15 protein-coding genes are annotated in these 17,970 nt (G+C 49.0%); 5 read left to right on the top strand and 10 right to left on the bottom strand.

The genetic code is table 11. The features are described from left to right. Positions 1 to 74: 74 nt before the first annotated feature. The 7 genes from QT397_13320 to QT397_13290 form a co-directional block, all read right to left on the bottom strand. Positions 75 to 641, bottom strand: a complete 567-nt coding sequence (locus QT397_13320) for a hypothetical protein (protein WNZ58271.1) — start codon at positions 639 to 641, stop codon at positions 75 to 77. Between the two features lie 309 nt (positions 642 to 950). Then, complete coding sequence (locus QT397_13315; GenBank protein WNZ58270.1) at positions 951 to 1,415, bottom strand: hypothetical protein; 465 nt, start codon at positions 1,413 to 1,415, stop codon at positions 951 to 953. 199 nt (positions 1,416 to 1,614) lie between these two features. Continuing rightward, positions 1,615 to 2,700, bottom strand: coding sequence for a PQQ-dependent sugar dehydrogenase (locus QT397_13310; GenBank protein ID WNZ58269.1), 1,086 nt, complete (start codon positions 2,698 to 2,700; stop codon positions 1,615 to 1,617). A gap of 150 nt (positions 2,701 to 2,850) precedes the next feature. After that, positions 2,851 to 3,864 carry a helix-turn-helix domain-containing protein gene (locus QT397_13305; GenBank protein ID WNZ58268.1) on the bottom strand — a complete coding sequence of 338 codons (1,014 nt, stop codon included), beginning with the start codon at positions 3,862 to 3,864 and terminating at the stop codon, positions 2,851 to 2,853. 2,184 nt (positions 3,865 to 6,048) lie between these two features. Continuing rightward, the gene (locus tag QT397_13300; protein ID WNZ58267.1) at positions 6,049 to 6,696 is read right to left on the bottom strand and encodes an OmpA family protein; all 648 of its coding nucleotides are present in this window, start codon (positions 6,694 to 6,696) and stop codon (positions 6,049 to 6,051) included. A 614-nt stretch (positions 6,697 to 7,310) separates the two neighbouring features. Next, a complete protein-coding gene (locus QT397_13295; GenBank protein WNZ58266.1) occupies positions 7,311 to 7,538 on the bottom strand; it encodes a SlyX family protein in 228 nt (75 codons plus the stop codon). Next, on the bottom strand, positions 7,538 to 8,680 hold the full coding sequence (locus QT397_13290) for a serine hydrolase domain-containing protein (protein WNZ58265.1): 1,143 nt from the start codon (positions 8,678 to 8,680) through the stop codon (positions 7,538 to 7,540). Before QT397_13290 ends, QT397_13295 begins: the two co-directional genes overlap by 1 nt. A 110-nt stretch (positions 8,681 to 8,790) precedes the next feature. On the opposite strand from QT397_13290, the gene QT397_13285 reads away from it, so the two are divergent. Then, positions 8,791 to 9,255: a PaaI family thioesterase gene (locus tag QT397_13285; protein ID WNZ58264.1), complete on the top strand. Its 465-nt coding sequence runs from the start codon at positions 8,791 to 8,793 to the stop codon at positions 9,253 to 9,255. A gap of 63 nt (positions 9,256 to 9,318) precedes the next feature. Here QT397_13285 and QT397_13280 read toward each other — a convergent pair whose 3' ends face one another. Next, a complete protein-coding gene (locus QT397_13280) occupies positions 9,319 to 10,152 on the bottom strand; it encodes an ion transporter (GenBank protein ID WNZ58263.1) in 834 nt (277 codons plus the stop codon). 166 nt (positions 10,153 to 10,318) lie between these two features. Here QT397_13280 and yciH point away from each other — a divergent pair, with 166 nt between their 5' ends. Further along, positions 10,319 to 10,642: a stress response translation initiation inhibitor YciH gene (gene yciH / locus QT397_13275; GenBank protein ID WNZ58262.1), complete on the top strand. Its 324-nt coding sequence runs from the start codon at positions 10,319 to 10,321 to the stop codon at positions 10,640 to 10,642. Here yciH and QT397_13270 read toward each other — a convergent pair. Continuing rightward, positions 10,639 to 13,182: a hypothetical protein gene (locus QT397_13270; GenBank protein WNZ58261.1), complete on the bottom strand. Its 2,544-nt coding sequence runs from the start codon at positions 13,180 to 13,182 to the stop codon at positions 10,639 to 10,641. The two genes, yciH and QT397_13270, sit on opposite strands and share 4 nt — an antisense overlap. 183 nt (positions 13,183 to 13,365) lie before the next feature. After that, on the bottom strand, positions 13,366 to 14,010 hold the full coding sequence (locus QT397_13265; GenBank protein WNZ58260.1) for a TetR/AcrR family transcriptional regulator: 645 nt from the start codon (positions 14,008 to 14,010) through the stop codon (positions 13,366 to 13,368). A gap of 202 nt (positions 14,011 to 14,212) precedes the next feature. On the opposite strand from QT397_13265, the gene QT397_13260 reads away from it, so the two are divergent. The 3 genes from QT397_13260 (at position 14,213) to QT397_13250 (ending at position 17,961) form a co-directional block, all read left to right on the top strand. Next, the gene (locus tag QT397_13260; GenBank protein ID WNZ58259.1) at positions 14,213 to 15,106 is read left to right on the top strand and encodes an SDR family oxidoreductase; all 894 of its coding nucleotides are present in this window, start codon (positions 14,213 to 14,215) and stop codon (positions 15,104 to 15,106) included. Next, positions 15,106 to 16,713 (top strand): acyl-CoA carboxylase subunit beta, encoded by a 1,608-nt coding sequence (locus QT397_13255; protein ID WNZ58258.1) that lies wholly within the window; start codon positions 15,106 to 15,108, stop codon positions 16,711 to 16,713. Before QT397_13260 ends, QT397_13255 begins: the two co-directional genes overlap by 1 nt. Before the next feature lie 81 nt (positions 16,714 to 16,794). Further along, positions 16,795 to 17,961, top strand: a complete 1,167-nt coding sequence (locus tag QT397_13250) for an acyl-CoA dehydrogenase family protein (protein WNZ58257.1) — start codon at positions 16,795 to 16,797, stop codon at positions 17,959 to 17,961. Positions 17,962 to 17,970: the final 9 nt, after the last annotated feature.

The following is a 17,970-nucleotide window of genomic DNA, read 5'->3' as shown; positions in this document are numbered from 1 at the left end:
GAATGCGGCAGGGCCACACTTCTGTGCGGCCCTGCTTTTCGCTTAGCTCGATGTAGCTGAGTCATTACTATTGGTCAGTTATCATTACTTTCCATTCCCTCATCCTGACCGGTATCTGCCTCTGTATCTGTTTCAGTGCCATCGGCAGAGGCATCCATATCGTTAGTCGCTCCCTCTACAGCATCATTGGCTTCCTTCGTAGCATCATCTACGACCTTATCCGCTTGCTGATTTAGGTCGCCGCCCGAGTTATTGCTCGCGTCTGGCATGGCGCTAGAATCATTAGCATCCGGGCTCATGTTGCCATCTGCACCCATATTGTCGGACCCAGACATAGTAGCGTCAGGTGAGCTCCCGTTATCTGAAGACCCCGGAGGAGCGGGATCGGTTGAGTCAGAGTCCTGGGGCATTTGGGAATCGGGATTGCCCATACCATCAGGGGAATCCGAGGTATCTGCTGGGGCCATTGAGCCACCGCTACTTCCTCCACTAGAGGGGGTAGAGGATCCCCTCATCTGTTCACTCTTCTGCTCCTGCTCCATCGAGTTATAGGCTTCTTTAGCCTTATGCTCGCCGCTGCGCGACATAAAATAACCGATGATCAGTAATAAAATGATCAGGGGAATCAGTAACTTCTTCATATCTGGACCTCTCGACCCCAGGCAAACTCAAAAGAAGACATTAATCATTAAAATCGAGCCGGTTACACAGTGCTGGTCGGTGTACTTTCTCGATAACAATCCCAAACCCTGACACTCCAGCCTGTTTACAACGGTGCGCAACTTAATGAGATGCAGCGCCTGTAAAAGAAGGTCGCGCCAATACTGATAAGAATAACCCTCCTTTGGGGTTCTTCAAGGGGGAGAGCCACTTCGTAGCAGGTTGGATTGCTGTAAAGAAAGAACCAGTTACAACTGATAGTTCTAACAGGTCTGCAAGAAAGCAACTTCTTAGCCCTGTTTAATAAACTTATTAAGTTGGGCAAGTATCGCGGTGGCGTCTGACTCAGCAATAACCGCCTCACAACTCCTCAGGTGTAACCTTCCGTAGCTATCCAAATTCGCAAAAATCAGATAGTTTTCACCTTGCTCCAGCTTTAAATCGCAGGATTCAAATCCCAGGCGGAAGGTGATCTCTCCACCCATTGGCCCCTTCCAAACCTGGCTGGGAACGGCAGAGTAGATATAGCCTGATATGGCTGTAATTCCCTCCTCAGACAGTGCGCTATCCACATCCCTGTGAACATCAATAATTTCTACTTGCGCCACAACCTCAGCTTGGGCAAAACGTAATTCCAAATGAGCAGTAGATGCCGAAGCTATGTCCTCAGTCGCATGCGCCGTGCTACTCACTAGGAGATATAAAATAACACTCACGATTTTGGAAAATGTCTCACAGGATATTTTTTGCGTCACAACCCTCTCCTTACTTATGCTCTTATCGCAGTAGACATAGCACAAGTAATTAGGATCGGCTTACTCTTTTTTACAGAGTCTGAAGGATAGCTAAGAGGTGAGGAAATTTGGCAGAAATTCCTCTAGCGTGAAAACCAATACAGTGGATAACCAAGCGGGCTGCTCAATGAGCAGCCCTGATAGCTATAAAATCGGCCATTTAAATACCGGTATAGGTTAAGCGATAGATTTTATGGGCAAAATCATCAGAAATTAATACGCTGCCATCAGGCATTTCTAAAAATGCAACAGGGCGCCCATAGGTGGTTTCATCCCGCATAAAACCAGTGACCAGCGGCTTGTAATCCGTGACCTCACCATCTTTAACTGTCGCCATCATTACTCGGTAACCTGATTTTTTGCTTCGATTCCAGGACCCGTGCTCAGCAACCAACAAGTTCTGTTGGTATTCCTTGGGAAACTGCCCACCGCGATAAAAGTGAATTCCAAGAGGCGCCACATGGGCATCTAAATTTAATACCGGCTTGGAATAATCAGCGGCCTTCTTACCCTGACCAAATTCCGGATCTGCAATATCGTCACCGTGGAAATAAGGATAGCCAAAATGCTCTCCTGCAAAGCTTACCTTATTGATTTCACAGGGTGGGATATCATCACCCATCATGTCCCGACCATTGTCTGAAAACCACAATTCATTGGTTTGCGGATGAAAATCAAAGCCAACGGAGTTTCTCACCCCATTTGCAATCACTTTTGTTTTCTTAGATTGCAAGTCCAGCGAAAATATTTTTGAGTAATTTTCGTTGGCATCACAGATATTACAAGGTGCGCCGACGGGCACTATCAGCTGCCCTTCACTATCAAAACGCAAAAATTTCCAACCATGATGCCTGTCCGCTGGAAACTGATCGTAAACAACCTCAGACTTCGGTTTGTCAAGATTTTTATCAATCTGGGGGAAGCGAATAATCTTATTGACATCAGCCACATATAAATCACCATTTTTATAGGCAATACCTGTCGGCGCTTTTAAATCATCCATCAATAGCCAACGCTGATCAGCTACACCATCATTATCTGTGTCCTTGAAAGCATAAACTTTTTTCGCGCTGAAAGAACCAGAAAATACTGTACCCGACTCAGAACGTGCCAATTGACGAGCCGTCTCAACATCTTCTGCAAAGTAGCTGAGCTTAAAGCCCTCGGGTACCTTGAGGTAATCAAGGTCTATCTCAGCACTTGCAGAAGCTGCAAATAGCAAACTGGTCAAAAGTAAGTATTTCATATTTATATTCTTGCAAAATATAAATATTAACTAAAAGTGAAGATGTTGATCAACTCAGAGGTTCAGGCATACATGAGCATTCATGCTTAAACCCTGAAAAGCCGCCCCCCATGTCGAAGATAAGCCAAAAATCAACGAAATCCAGTATTTTCAAGCGAACTGTTTGCGGTATTTACTGGGAAGAATACCTTTCTGCCGAAGAAACGCCCTTCTCATTTGTTCCTGCGACGAAAAGCCACACTGGGTTGCCACTACATCCTGACTAATCCCTGCCTCCAATATTAACTGACAGGCCTTCTCAACTCTAACCTGCTCCAAATACCGAGCCGGAGTTACACCTATTTCGCTTGTGAAGCAGCGAGAAAAATTTCGGGGGCTCATTGCTTGTTTTTTGGCCAAAAAATCAACACTGAGAGACTGTTCTAAGTTAAGGTTTATCCATTCCAACAACGGGGAGAACCTATTATTTTTTAATTGTGCCTGCAAATAACTACTGTACTGACTCTGATCACCATCACGCTTCAGGTACAAAATCATTTCCCGAGCAACTAAAAGGGCCAGTTTTCGACCGAAGTCCTCCTCAACCATAGCTAAGGCCAAGTCTATCCCTGCACTTCGCCCTACAGAACTGTAGATTTTCTTATCTCTCACAAAAATCGCTTTGTCATCTACTTCAATATCTTTATATTTTTTTAGATCACCGATGTATTTTTCATGGGTTGTAGCCCGATGCCCTGATAAAACTCCAGCCTTAGCAAGTACCAATGTACCACTTCCGCTAACCCCTATCCTCTCAACTTCCTTTGCCTTAACTTTCAACCACTCAAGAAACAGACTGTCATCCGTTAAATCAAGGCAACTTTTCGCAGTACCACCTCCAACTAAAAGAGTATGGATGGAATCGGCCTCGTAAAAACATTTATCTGGATGTACTTTCAGGCCAGTAGTTACTTGCCTCGGCTCCTTGCTTGCAGCCAAAAATTCAATTTTATACAGCTGATCTTCGCCATACCCAAAATCGGCCATTTGTTTATTAGCAAACGTAAACACCTCAGCTGGACCTGTGATATCCAGGCACTGGGCACCAGAGCAAATAATGATCGATATCGTTCTCTTTTTACTTTCTTTAAGGCCCTGGTATGACGATAGAAGACTACTTTTCACGGCAAACACCTACAACTAACTTATCAACCCAGAAGGGTTCTTTATGTTTTCTCGCAAATCTAACTTGGCGTAAAAAGGCAAAATAACTCGATGGAATTAAGTGACTTTGCGTTAGGATGTACTAACCTTGCATATTCTGTAAAGTGATATTGATATTACCTTAAAGAATAACCAGTCACCCAAAATTTGGGGCCTTTTAACTGATCAAATTTCATCCCACTTGTACTAACAAGCTGTACCAATAAAACTAACAACCTCAATTGGTACAGATGAACCAATAATTATTTCACTTACACAACGATAAATAGTATTTTCCACCCTAAAAATTTTGGCGTCTTTTGCATGCACACCAGCAAATGATTGAAGACTGTTTTTTTGACACATCTAAATAAAATGCCAATTAAGGACCCACAACACTGCCTCAATTTTTCCACCCCACCCCACAGACCGGGCCTGGGTGTAAAGAAATCACCCAAAATTAAAAAAACTCCAAATCACAAACAAAAAAAGAACAAAAACCTACTAGAAAAATTTAAATGTAATAAAATTGCAATAAAACACTAAAGCCAAGAACTATTTACCAACTCTAACATCCAACCACTCAATCAATAGCTTTACGATCGATTCAGCAATTAGGCGCAGCTACTACATCTACCGCATGTTAAGTGAGACCCCTATCTTTACCTGAGCCACTAAAATTCTAAACTCTTCCCTTAAGAGGAGAGTCAAGGCTTTAAGTTAAGAACTCATTGTGCACTCTTCTCAGAACCTACTTTTAGCCAACACCTTCTGCCAAGATCACCGCTACCCCTTATTAATTACCAACCAAAAGTTATCGAGATAGCCTTTCCATCTTATGGATAAAATCTTTTAGTGAAGAACTGAAAATGACATAGACCTTCATGAAAAGAGCTTGAAGCCCTCAGCCCCAATATGAATCTCACAAAACATTTAAGTAATGAAGCTTGACGATCATCACAGGCCCACATCTTAAGACTCATCATTTCCAACCAAAAGGACAAGCTTCCTGCAAAATTTTACTTTATCGCCTCTTAAAACCAGCCAGGTTCACAATCACCATTATTATATTTCTGCAGCGTATAGATCAGCCATTTACAGCAGTGAAACCATGAAAAATAATACTTATGGAATTCTTTACCCACCTCAATGTGTCAAATTAATTCTCCGACGAGACAGACACAAACATCCATCCATCCATCCATCCATCCATCCATCCAACAACTAAATTACCAATCGAAGTGGCGAATGAGGGAAGGAACAACCTCCACTATTAACACAGCCCTAAAATCTGGCGCTACACCCTTCGAATTAGAAGTATTTATGCGATCCTTTGCCTGGGGGTACCAATCAAAACTGATTCCACCAACTAAACACCTAAAAATATCCGCGACAGAAAAAACAATAAAAACTTACGACTCACACCACCTCAACTTGCACAGGTGTACCAACATAAAAAGCTGGTCAAAAATATAAATCACATAAAGTACAAATCCAGAAAATAATAAAACTAAGAAATTATTATTAGCGCCAACCCAACCCTAGACAACTTAATTTTCGGACTTTCCTGCTTACTTGACGGCCAATGCTCTAAAAATCAAAAAGCAAGAAAATCTATCTCTGCATACATGGCCACAAAATCAATTATTCATAGGTAGAAAATATGATTGGCAAATGATCTCTATAAAAATGTTGGCACGTCTAATTTTTAGCAGTCGAACAAACTGAGACATCAAAGAACTGATAACCACTCTCGTTTGGCTCACAAAACATTCTCTAAAAATTTACTGAAATCAAACTAATGCTAAATCTTAGGGTCGCTAGATTTATATAAGTCTGAAAACAAGACAACACGGAAATCCAAAGATGAGCCTTGATCTAAATAGAATGGTTTGAGCGGCAACTACAAAAACAGTTCGGAAAAGATTCTGAAGATGGCAAGAGGATAAGTGAGAAAGCTTTCTCTCAATACGTCATCCTCTGAGTAATCAGGGATCAAAGCCGGAAACTCTTTGCAGGGACAAACAAATTGCGGATTAAGGGAATAGTTAAGAAATTGAGCAGAATAATAAAGGGAATTTATGAAGGGGTGTAGTGCCCAAACCGAACAATCTGGGCACTATCAACAAAAGAACGACTAAAGGTAGAAATTATCTGACCTGATCGTTATAAAGGCAGTAGTTCCAACTCAACTCGGCGATTGGCCTGACGCCCAGCTTCAGAGTCATTACTGGCAATAGGATAACGCTCACCGTAACCTACCGCCTGTACCCGACCTGCAGAAACGCCCTGACCGCTGAAGAAGCCAGCAACGGAATTAGCACGCTGTTCGCTCAAGCTCTGGTTGTACACATCTGAACCAGTGCTATCGGTATGGCCGCTGACTCGAATTGCAGTTTTATCAAACTCCTGCAATACAACAGTGACCGATTCCAGAGTGTCATAGAAGTCTGTACGAATATCTGCGCGGTTAGTACCGAAGGTAATGTTACCAGGCATGATCAGGCGAATATTATCACCTTCACGCTCAACACGTACGCCGGTACCTTCCAGGCGCTGACGCAACAACATTTCCTGACGATCCATATAGTAACCAATGCCACCACCGATCGCCGCGCCACCCAGGGCACCAGTCAAGGCTCCCTTACCACGGTCTTTCTTACTGGCAGTAGCGACACCAACGATCGCTCCAGTTACAGCTCCAATTCCAGCCCCCTTGGCGGCATTACTGGTCTTACTTTCACCTGTGTAAGGGTCCAATGTGGAACAACCAACCATCGAACCCAGTGCCAGGGCTGCTACCCAATATTTCATTATTGGCTCTCCTAACGCATTTTTAAGTAACGGGTATTGAGCTACACATGTCTTGTGCAATCTCTGTATTGTTCAACACACTATCTGACTGGCGGCTGAACCAACCCAATGAAATTTTCCATAGACTAAAGCGAATTTATTGTCAGTTCTACTGACTAGTCCCCATTACGTACTAACTATTCATAACTACGTACCAATGACGGACAAAGTAGCGAGCAAGAAGTGATCAGCTTTCCGGTCTTCCACAAAATCTGTGGATAAAACTGTGCACTAATAAGCTATCCATGGCGCCAGCCGGCGTAAACTCTCGCCTACAGCGTTTTGCACATTTTTTAAACTCTTCAGTTTTCCTTTTAAAAACAACAAGTTAGAAATCTGCCTTGACGTCCAATAGCGGTGGATATCTTCTTGTTTGAGGGCAAATTTTACCAACTGCGTATGTGGAAAAGTTTGTCAATAGCCTCACGCTCCACTGAGGCAATTTTTTTAGACGCTTTTGTTTTTAAAGTCACCCCCAAGAGGCAGCGAATACCTCTATGTCTGTCACTTAGTAACAAAAAAATTTCGTGCCAGCCCCTGTGGACTTCTATAAAAACCCTTTTGTAACCACTGAATTAGTAATGCGGAGGTTTTTCATCCAGCGGCTTGCCGGCCCCCTGCATCTCAAAAGCAATCGTCCGATACTTTTCGCCCAACTCGCGCATATGTGCGAGTAGAGTGCGAATATCCGTATCCTGACGAGTAATCACATCATTTAATTGGCTTATAGTGTCTTCCTGGAAAGCCAAACGGCTCTCCAGTTCATCGACCCGCTCTACCAGAGCCTTTATTTCTTCAGTCATCACAACAACCCGTAAAGAACATCTACCAGACCGACCGCTCGACGATCCATAAATAAGCTCTGCCCCAAACGAGTTGTCACGTATCCGAAGCCCAGCCCTCTTTCCGGGTCAGCAAAGCCGACACTACCACCCGCTCCCGGATGGCCAAAGCCCTGGCTACCCCCAAAGCGCAAGTCCGCCGCGGAACTGCTGCGAATAAAGCCACAACCAAAACTCACCTCAGCCTGCAATACTTTATCGTGGCCATGACTCTGCTCCTTTGCCGCTTCATCTATCAACCGCTTGGGCAAAATAGTCGGCTCGTCACAGGTGAGTTCACCGTAAACCGCTGCCAGGTCTCTCGCACTGAAGTGGCCATTGGCTGCAGGAATTAAAGCACCGCGCCACTCGGAGCTATTGGTACCCATCATCAAGCTCACCGGGTTGCTAAATGCCATCGCAACAGGCCCTTTGCGGTCTTCTTTTATGGCGCGGCCAATGGCATTTTCCCGAAGCTCTGGTAAGGGTTGTTTCAGCGGGCTGACATCGGCAATTCTCTGCGAACGATGTCCATTTGCCCCAAAGCCCCCATCAAGATTGAGGGGTTTGGCTAGCAATTCCCGATAAAGTTCCAACAAGGGTTTTTCGGCAACCCTTTCAATTAATCCACCCAAGCTCCAGCCGTATAAAAATGGGGCGTAACCCTGTGCACTTCCGGGCTTCCACCAAGGCTCGCTGCCAGCCACCTGGTCGCAAGCCGCCTGCCAATCGTAAATCAAACTGTCTTTTACCCGCTCACGGAAAGCGACAAGTCCGCTGCGGTGGCACAGCAATTGGCGTGCGGTGACAGTTTCTTTGCCTGGGGCAAATTCAGGCCAGTAATCCGCTACCGGGCGATCCAAATCCAGTTTGCCTGCGGCAACTTGCTGCATCGCCAAAACTGCAAGAACGCCTTTGGAAGATGAGAAGACATTGGCCAATGTGTCTTCAGTAAATGGCCTCTCTGCACCCCGATCCGCACTTCCCGCCCATAAGGAACAGATTAATTCTCCATGCTGGCGCACGGCAAAGGCCGCTCCTGTATCACCGCACTCGCGAAAATTTCTGGCAAAAGCATCGTAAAGAGCCTCTAAACCAGGGGCACAAAAGCCGTATATGTCCATGTATTTACGTCCAGATAATTCGGATAACTCTGTTGCAAGCCCGCAAGGGTAGTTTCTTCCACTCTGCGGCGCAAATCGGTAGTATTGCGCGCTCATAGCGAGGGATAAATATGACTCAGGAAAGCGCAATTCAAGATCAGATCCAGGGCAATCATTGCTTCGGCTGTGGTCCAGACAATGACCAGGGCCTGCGTATTAAAAGCTACTGGACCGAGAAGGATCAAACCCGCTGCGAGTTCCTTCCCAGCTCCCATCACAATGCTGGACCTGCTCAATATTTAAACGGTGGAATTATCGCTACGGTTATCGACTGCCATACCGTATGCACAGCCATCGCCGATGGTTACCTGCAAGCCGGACGAGCTGTCGGCACTGGTGACAAGATCTGGTATGCCACCGGCAAACTGGATATTAGCTACCTGGCACCGGCTGCCATCGATAAACCGGTCATTCTCGAAGCCACTATTGTTCAGCGCTCCTCCAAGAAAACTGTTCTGCACTGCAATCTCACCAGCAATGGACGCCTCTGCGCCAAGGCAGAAGTCATAGCCGTCCGCGTCCCGGATGAGTGGTAAAACCATAAGCTGATAAATGGCTGCCGGCCCTGTTTTGGCCGGCGGTGACAAAGGGCGAATAACTTACAGCGCTTCGCTCTCTTCCATATCCTCCAGGCGATGGCCGCAGAATTTGCAGTATTCCGCATCTGGGTCATGGGCACTACGGCTGCAGTTATCACAGCGCTGTTGCACTCGCTCCCGATGCATTTCTCCAGCCAATTCCGCCGTTAGAATGCCGGTAGGCACTGCAATAATTGAGTAACCAATCAGCATGGTCATTGCAGCAATGCCCTGCCCCAAAGGCGTTTGCGGAGAGATATCGCCATAACCAACGGTTGTGATGGTCACAATAGCCCAATAAACACTCGTGGGAATACTGGTAAATCCGTGGCCTGGCCCCTCCACCACAAACATCAGGGAACCAAAAATAATGCACATAACCAAAACACTGGAGTAAAACACCAGGATTTTGCGCCGGGCCAGCCCGAGGGCTCGCAACAAGACGTTGGCATCACGTAAGTAGCGAACCAGCTTCAGGATTCGGAAGATCCGCAGCACCCTCAACAGGCGAATCACCAAAAGATAGGTGGCGCCAGTATAGAGAAGCGCCAAGTAACTGGGGAGAATTGCGAGCAGGTCCACAATCCCATAGAAACTGAAAATATATTTGCGGCGATTCACCGTGCAATATATCCGGGCGATATATTCAATGGTGAAGAGGCCAGTAAATACCCATTCCAGGCCGATGAGTAAGTGCTCATAGCGGTCGCGCACCGTACCTATGGAGGTCAGGAGCACCAAACCCACGCTGATCAGGATCGCCCAGATCAAAAAAACATCAAAATTCCGCCCTGCCCGGGTCTCGGTTCCGAAAATTACCTCATTGAGCAGTTTGCGACGTCCCGTCAACGCCATCTATCACCTCAACTACGCTGCTGTTTCATATTGCGGCAAAATTCTAACCTCTCAGGCTTCAGGGGTCGCCCCATTTTCAACATCGTTTACAGCGGCTTTGACATCCTGCGCACCTCGGGCACAATTCCCGGCATTTTCAGCAAATACCAACGGAGTATTCCCAACCATGGCTAAGGAGAATCGTCTCGTCTATTCAACTGACCTCGGTCGAATTAAAGAGGAATCCAGGACAGAAAAGCGCCGAGATGGAGATGGCATAGTTCGAATACAAAGGGAAACCAAGGGCCGCAAAGGAAAAGGGGTGACTTGCGTGCGCGGGCTGCCAGGCACTGACAGCGAACTCAAGCTGCTCCTGGCAGAGCTCAAGAAGCGCTGTGGCTGCGGTGGCGCCCTCAAAGATGGGGTGATTGAGATTCAGGGTGACAAGCGTACTGAGATCAAAACATTCCTGGAATCTCGCAACCACACGGTAAAACTGGCCGGCGGTTAGCCGGCCTTAAGCAGTCGCAGTGGCTTCAACTGCAACTGCTTTTCCCGCTCCAAACACTGACTCAGCAAGGCGGCTAGCTGGATATGATAGTGTTCCAGAATCGCAGCGCGAATGTGTTTGCAACGCGATTCCATAACCTGCAGAGAATCCAGCACTTCCTGTCTCCCTTGTGGCAGCTGCCTGAAAGGCTCCCCCTGAGCTTTCAAATTTATTGCCGCCGCCACCCCTTGCTCTCTTAATAGAGCCGAACTCTCCACTGCCGCTACTATGGCATCTGTCTCTCGCAAAGACAGCGCCGTATATTTTTGCAGCAGTTCCCTTTCATTCAACTCTGGTGATAGGTGCTGGGCAAATATTGCCAGCGAGTGGCTATAACCGGCGAGCCGATCCAGATGTGGTGCCAAGCTATCGTAGGCGGCCAAATGGCGCAGCTGATTCCTGGCTGTCTGACGCTGATCCGTGGGCATAGTTACCAGGGATAGACACAGGCGCTGATAGAAAACACCATAAATCTGCTGTAATTGCTTGTGTGACTCCTCCAGTTCAGCGCGCTTAACAGCGATCTGCTCTTGAGCTCCTACAAGGCTGGCCCCTTTCAAGCAAAAGTCTTCAGCGGTAAAAGGGATTTTACCGCGTATCAGCGCCGCTCCCAGCTGCATTGTAAAAACCCTGACCTGCAAGTCCTCCCGGCGTCCACGCAAATCACGCAACTCCACCAGTTTACTGCGCAGCCAATCGATTGTGCCCTGCAGATCCAGCGCCTGCATTTCCACAGAGGATGGCCTGCGCAGAGGCATCAGGGCCAAGGGCGCCAGGCGATTGAAATACTCGTCCAGTACCTCAGCAGACTCCTCTGACTCCTTACTTGAACTCAGTAAAAGTCGGTTTTCGACCATCTCACAGTCTTTGCCAGCAACTTCAGACGTCACAGCGGTTGCCAGCCCGGCAAAGTCCACAAACATGGATTGCAGGGGTATCGCAGATCTAACCTGCCCCACAAATTCCCGCTCAATCAACACCGTTACACATTCACTGTCGATCGCCTGCTGAATATCCCAGGGGTCCCTGGCCTGCGTCATAGCAGCCTCAACTACATCGCAGGTATCAACATCCAGATTCTCCTGCATCCAACGGACGGCATCGGGAATATTTGCACAACTGCGTCCCAGCGCCTGGGCTTCGCGATTAATTTCTGTCACTAAGAGATCTGCGTGCACTAACCGATGCCACTTCCTGGCGAAGTCTGCCAACGCATCACTACCTATTATCTGAGCCGCAACACCGTCAGCCCTCTCCTGTAGCATTACGGCACTGCCTGCGGTTAAGCGGCAATGCAGTGCCTCCAGGCGCTGCAAGATAGGGAGCAAAATATATCCACCTGTCACTAGCATACGGTGAAATGGCCCGGCCAGTGCTCCGGGGGCATTCTCCGGGCTAACAACACTGCGCTCATTTTCAAAAGCCCACTGCATCAGTTCCAATCGCTGCACGGTGCCGTAAGTCAACCAACCAAGTGCGCCGAGCAAACGGCCGCGATAGAAGGCGAGCCCCCTACCCACGAGTGCCAGGACCTCCTTTCCATCCAATGAGGCGACGCTGGCAAGCCCTACTGTAAGTGGTAAATTCTGCCTAAAAACCTGGAGAAATCCCGGCTGGGACAGAATATGGGAGTCTGCACTTACAAAGACTTGGCTGATCTTTGGCAGCCCTAGCTTATCGACCAATGAATTAATTAACTTCAAGACCTCCTTACCTTCAGAGGGCAACAGCTGACGGGGCTCCGATGAATCTCGCAAACGGGAGGATAAGCAGAAAAATGGCCAAACAAACAGCAGACCAACAAGCAGGGCGAGAAGTACGGTTAAAATACTCAGCGACACCCCCACCCAAGTAAGTTCTCCCAGCCAAACAGCCATAGGGATTTGCCATAGGGCATATCCACTGGAGAAAACACAAGCGAACAGTACCAACCAGAATATTGAAGGCACGATTACTGCTTTGACCACTCCCCAAACTGCCTTTCCCTGACTGGTGACACTGTCAGCCTGTAATCGGCCTGCATCAGATAAATACCACTCAACCGAATCCCGGGAGCCTTCCGGCTTTATTACTGGATTGCCTGCGGCAGGAGTGGATGAAACGACTTTCTGGGGCTCGTCTGCTTCGAGAGTTTTCTGGCTAACAGGAACAAAAGGGTCAGTACCAGCGCGCGACTTATCCGGCGCATCCACCGATGCAGCATTGACCTGGGCCTTGCGCCGCTGGGCGACTTTTATCTTTGCAATCAGCTCGCGGTTATCAAATCGTCCCGCCGGACAAACCTCCACTCGCAGGCCAATTTTCTGCAGACTGGTGCGAAACTCCAGCGCCTGGTCAGAAACCAACCGATCTTTAATTACCCAGCCTTTTAGTAGCAGCCTGCGCGCCTGGGGCTCCGAGATAGAGAACAACTTCGCCACATCCCGGATAACCGGACCCGGTTCTTTGGCGTGAAGTGTCCTTCCCGTGGAAACCACCTGGTACAAATCCTGGCCCGCCATCTCCCTCTCCTGTCACCAAGTGACGCAAATTGTCACATTTATTACATCTTGCGCGGAGAGTAAAAGATTCAGAGAAAATCAGTTGCGCACCAGTTCTCACCAAGCCAGTTCAAAAACAAAAATGGCAGGAAAGAAGGCAAAGTTCACAGTTTTTATGGCACGCTTTGCCAATTTAGGAAGAATTCAGGGAGTGAATATCGCTAGAACACGCGCCGCCAGATCTGGAATAGACAACCCCTTATCTCTCGGCTTATACCAACTGTATGTGTGACTCAAGGCACCAACCAGCAAACGCCTTACCAGAGCGGGATCACCACCGGGACATTCGGCGGCCTCAATAGCGTCCAGCCATATCTGCTCATACTCCTCCCTTAGGCGTAAAACCTCCTGCTGACTTTCTTCGGATAGGCTTCTCCACTCCACCACCAGGATAGAAAAACCCGGTACTGCCAATCCATGAATAGCCTCTAATTCACACTGAATACAGGCCTGAAGCCTCTCTTGCGGTGTTCGACTCTGTTCCGCTGCGGTTCGCATTCGCGCACCGGCAAATATCGTCACCTCCCGCATTACTTCACAGAGAATCTGCTCCTTACTGGAGAAATGATGAAAAATACTGCCAGACAAAATACCCACTTCCGCAGCGAGATCCCGCACTGTTGTCCGGGCGAACCCTTTTTGCTCAAACAACCGCGCTGCAGCATTCAGCAAACGTCCACGGGCAGATTCAGGATCAGTTAGCACTCCCTCTGCCACCAAAGCACCTACCAGCTGCTGCGGCGATAACTCTTCGGGAACTCTCACAAAATCCTGCCCACTTTCAATCACGAACCACTCCCCATATTGGTCAATTTGAGTCAAACATCTTAACGGCCCTGAGAATTTTTAATCAAATAGGCGCCAAGTATTGAATACCAAGCGCTTGCTTGGTAGCGTTAAGCCATTCTGCGTTTTCCCACACGCAGGCGCAAGCGCCGACAAGAACAATAAAAACTGAATTAGCCGTAAGGCCGTAAAAAAGGAAACTTTCATGCGCTATCAAAGCCAGCTGCGCTCCGGCAGCTTTAGCGAGCAAACCTATATCGTCACCGGCGGCGGCAGCGGTATTGGACGCTGCATTGCCCACGAATTGGCCAGCCTCGGCGCCCATGTAGTATTGATCGGGCGCAAACTGGACAAGCTGGAAAGGGTTGCCGGCGAGATCAACAACGATGCTGGCGAGTGCAGCTTATTCAGCCTGGACATCCGCGATGAAGAAGGGGTGCAGGAGACAGTGGGGCAAATAGTCCAGGCCCGGGGCCAAATTCACGGATTAGTGAACAATGCCGGTGGCCAGTTCCCCTCACCCCTTGAGCAGATCAACACAAAAGGGTTCGATGCTGTTGTACGCAGTAACCTGCTCGGTGGCTTTTTAATGTCCCGAGAAGTTTTTGTTCAATCTATGAAACAGCACGGCGGCAGTATCGTAAATATCACCGCAGATAACGCCGGCGGTATGCCAATGATGGGGCATTCCGGTGCCGCTCGAGCAGGCATGGAAAATATTACCGAAACCTCCGCCTTAGAGTGGGCACCTTTTGGGGTTCGAGTTAATGCTGTAGCGCCAGGCTATATTCTCTCCAGCGGCTTTGATACTTACGACCCCAAATTCCTGCGCGAGCTATTACCGGGCTTCCGAGACAGTATTCCCCTCTATCGATTGGGAGAGGAAGCGGAAATTAGTGGGGCCGTGTGCTTCCTGCTTTCCGATGCCGCCAGCTATATCACTGGACAAACGCTGCGTATCGATGGTGGCTCGAGTCTCAAACATCACTCTCCCCTTTGGCAGCCACAGGCGGCCCGTAACTCTAAGCGCTTCAACGGATTCCATCGCAAACGTCGGCCGCAGGTAGTGGAAGAATTGGAAGCGGAGGGCAAGCTCTAATGCAGCCGATTGATTCCCAGCTCGACAACCGCTCGGCAGAGTTCAATGACAACCAAGCTGCCATGCTGGAACAGATCAACCATTTTCGTGAAGCTGAGCAACGCCCGGTACAGGCAGAGAAAAGTAAGGCTGCGCGCTATCGTGACAGGGGCTGGCTGCTGCCAAGGGAGCGCCTTAATTTATTGCTCGACCCCGGCGCGCCTTTTGTAGAGTTGTGCTCCCTTGCCGGCTATAAACTTTTTGACGACCAGGATGGTACCGGTGCGGGTGGTGGAGCCATTTGTGGCATTGGCCAGGTCAGCGGACAACGTTGCATGGTACGGGTGGATAACTATGCCGTAAAAGGTGGCACCATCTCACCAGCCGGGATGGATAAAGCCCTGCGAATGCAGAGGATCGCTCTGGAGAATCATTTGCCGATTGTCGCCCTGGCACAAAGTGGTGGTGCCAACCTGATGTATGCCAGCGACACTTTCGCTCCCGGCGGGCGGGGGTTTGCTAACCAGGCTCGAATGTCCGCTGCCGGTATTCCGCAAGTAACCGTGGTACATGGCGGCGCTACTGCCGGCGGTGCTTACCAGCCAGGCCTGTCAGATTATGTGGTCATGGTACGCGGGCAAACCGGTATGTATCTGGCTGGGCCGCCGCTACTGAAAGCAGCCACCGGTGAAATTGCCGATGCGGAAAGCCTCGGCGGAGCGGAAATGCACTGTACCGAATCCGGCAGTGGCGATTACTTAGCTGAGAACGACGCCGATGGTATCCGCATAGCAAGGGAAATTATTGCCACCCTAGCCTCACCCATTAAAAGCTCAGTACAAAAAGACTACCGAGACCCATTGCATCCTATCGACGACCTGCTCGGCCTGATTCCAGCAGACAGCAAAAAGCCCTACGACGTGCGCGAAATTCTCGCTCGTATCGCCGACGGCTCTGCCATGCTGGATTTCAAGCCGGAATTCGATCGACAAACCGTATGTGGCCATATTCGTATTGAAGGCTTTCCTGTAGGAATTATTGGGAATAACGGCCCGATCACCCCCAAGGGGGCCAACAAGGCCGCGCAGTTTATTCAGTTGTGCGAACAGAGTGGCACTCCACTGCTGTTTTTACATAACACCACCGGCTTTATGGTGGGTACCGAGGTGGAGCGCAACGGCATCATCAAGCACGGGGCCAAAATGATTCAGGCCGTGGCCAATGCCAGCGTACCAAAACTCAGTATTGTCGTGGGCGGTTCCTACGGGGCCGGCAACTACGCCATGTGCGGTCGCGGATTCGATCCCCGCTTTATTTTTGCCTGGCCCAATTCCCGCACCGCAGTTATGGGCGCAGCCCAGGCCGGCAAGGTAATGCGCATCGTCACCGAGCAAAAAATGCAACGCAGTGGCAATGTGGATGAGACTGTATTGGACAAATTGGAAAATGACACCAGCGCATTTATGCATGGCAATTCCGATGCTCTCGCCTGCAGTGCACGCCTCTGGGATGACGGCATTATCGATCCCCGCGATACACGCAAACTTTTAGGCATGTTGCTAGAAATTTGCAATGAGGCCGAGCAGAGAAAACTCAATAAAAATACCTTTGGCGTAGCTAGGTTCTAACGAAAAACCGGGGCAACAAGGAAATGCGGTTGCCCATTAACACAATCACCGGGTTCACACTTCAAGGCAGGGAAAACAATAATGATATTTAGCGATCAACACCGGGAACTGCAGCGCACTGTACAAAACTTTGTACAGCAGGAAATCAATCCCAATGTGGCGGAATGGGAAAAGGCCGGCCGCTTTCCTATCCACGAAATTTTCCAACAACTGGCCAACCTGGGCCTGCTGGGCATCAGCAAGTCCACGGACTTCGGTGGTCTGGGCCTCGACTTCAGTTACGAAACCGTTTTCCTGGAAGAGCTGGGCAGCGCCCACTGTGGCGGCGTACCCCTGTCAATTTCAGTGCAAACCTCCATGTGCACCCCGGCTCTGGCTAATTTTGGCAGCCAGGATCTGAAAGAGCAGTTCCTGATTCCCGCTGTGAGTGGCGAGATGATCGGCGCAATCGCCGTATCCGAACCCGGCGCCGGTTCCGATGTTGCTTCAATTAAAACCACTGCCAAAAACGATGGCGACGACTATGTGATCAACGGCAGCAAGATGTGGATCACCAACGCCCCCTGCGCAGACTTTTTCTGCACCCTGGTGAATACCAGTGAGGGCAAAGCCCACAGCAACAAATCCCTGATCATTATTCCGGCAAAAACGCCAGGGGTACGCATCGGCGAAAAACTCGACAAACTGGGCATGCGCTCATCGGAAACCGCTCCCATCTTTTTTGACAATGTAAGGGTGCCCAAGCATTTCCGTATCGGCGATGAAGGTGCCGGATTCCTATTGCAGATGCTTCAGTTCCAGGAAGAACGCCTCGCCGGCGCCGCGCTGAACTTAAAAGGCCTGGAGCACTGTGTAACCAGCACCATCGACTATGTGCGCGAACGCCATGCCTTTAAAGCACCATTGATCGACAATCAAACTATCCACTTTGCCCTCGCAGAAATGCAGACCGAAGTGGAATGCCTGCGCTCTCTAACCTGGCGCGCGGTGGAAGCTTATGTGGCAGGTCAAGATGTCACTACCCTTGCTTCAATGGCCAAGCTCAAGGCTGGTCGCCTGTCCCGCTCTATTCCCGATCAGTGCCTGCAGTTCTGGGGTGGCATGGGCTATATCGAGGAGACTGTCATCAACCGCGCATACCGGGATAGCCGTCTCACCGCTATCGGCGGCGGTGCAGATGAAGTAATGCTCGGCATTATCTGTAAGCTGATGGGCATACTGCCCAGCAAACGCAAACCCACCGCGTGAGGTCAGGCC

The organism is Microbulbifer sp. MKSA007, assembly GCA_032615215.1.
Taxonomy (GTDB): domain Bacteria; phylum Pseudomonadota; class Gammaproteobacteria; order Pseudomonadales; family Cellvibrionaceae; genus Microbulbifer.
The sequence above is the reverse complement of the archived record's forward strand: the minus strand, read 5'-3'. Positions and strand labels throughout refer to the sequence as shown.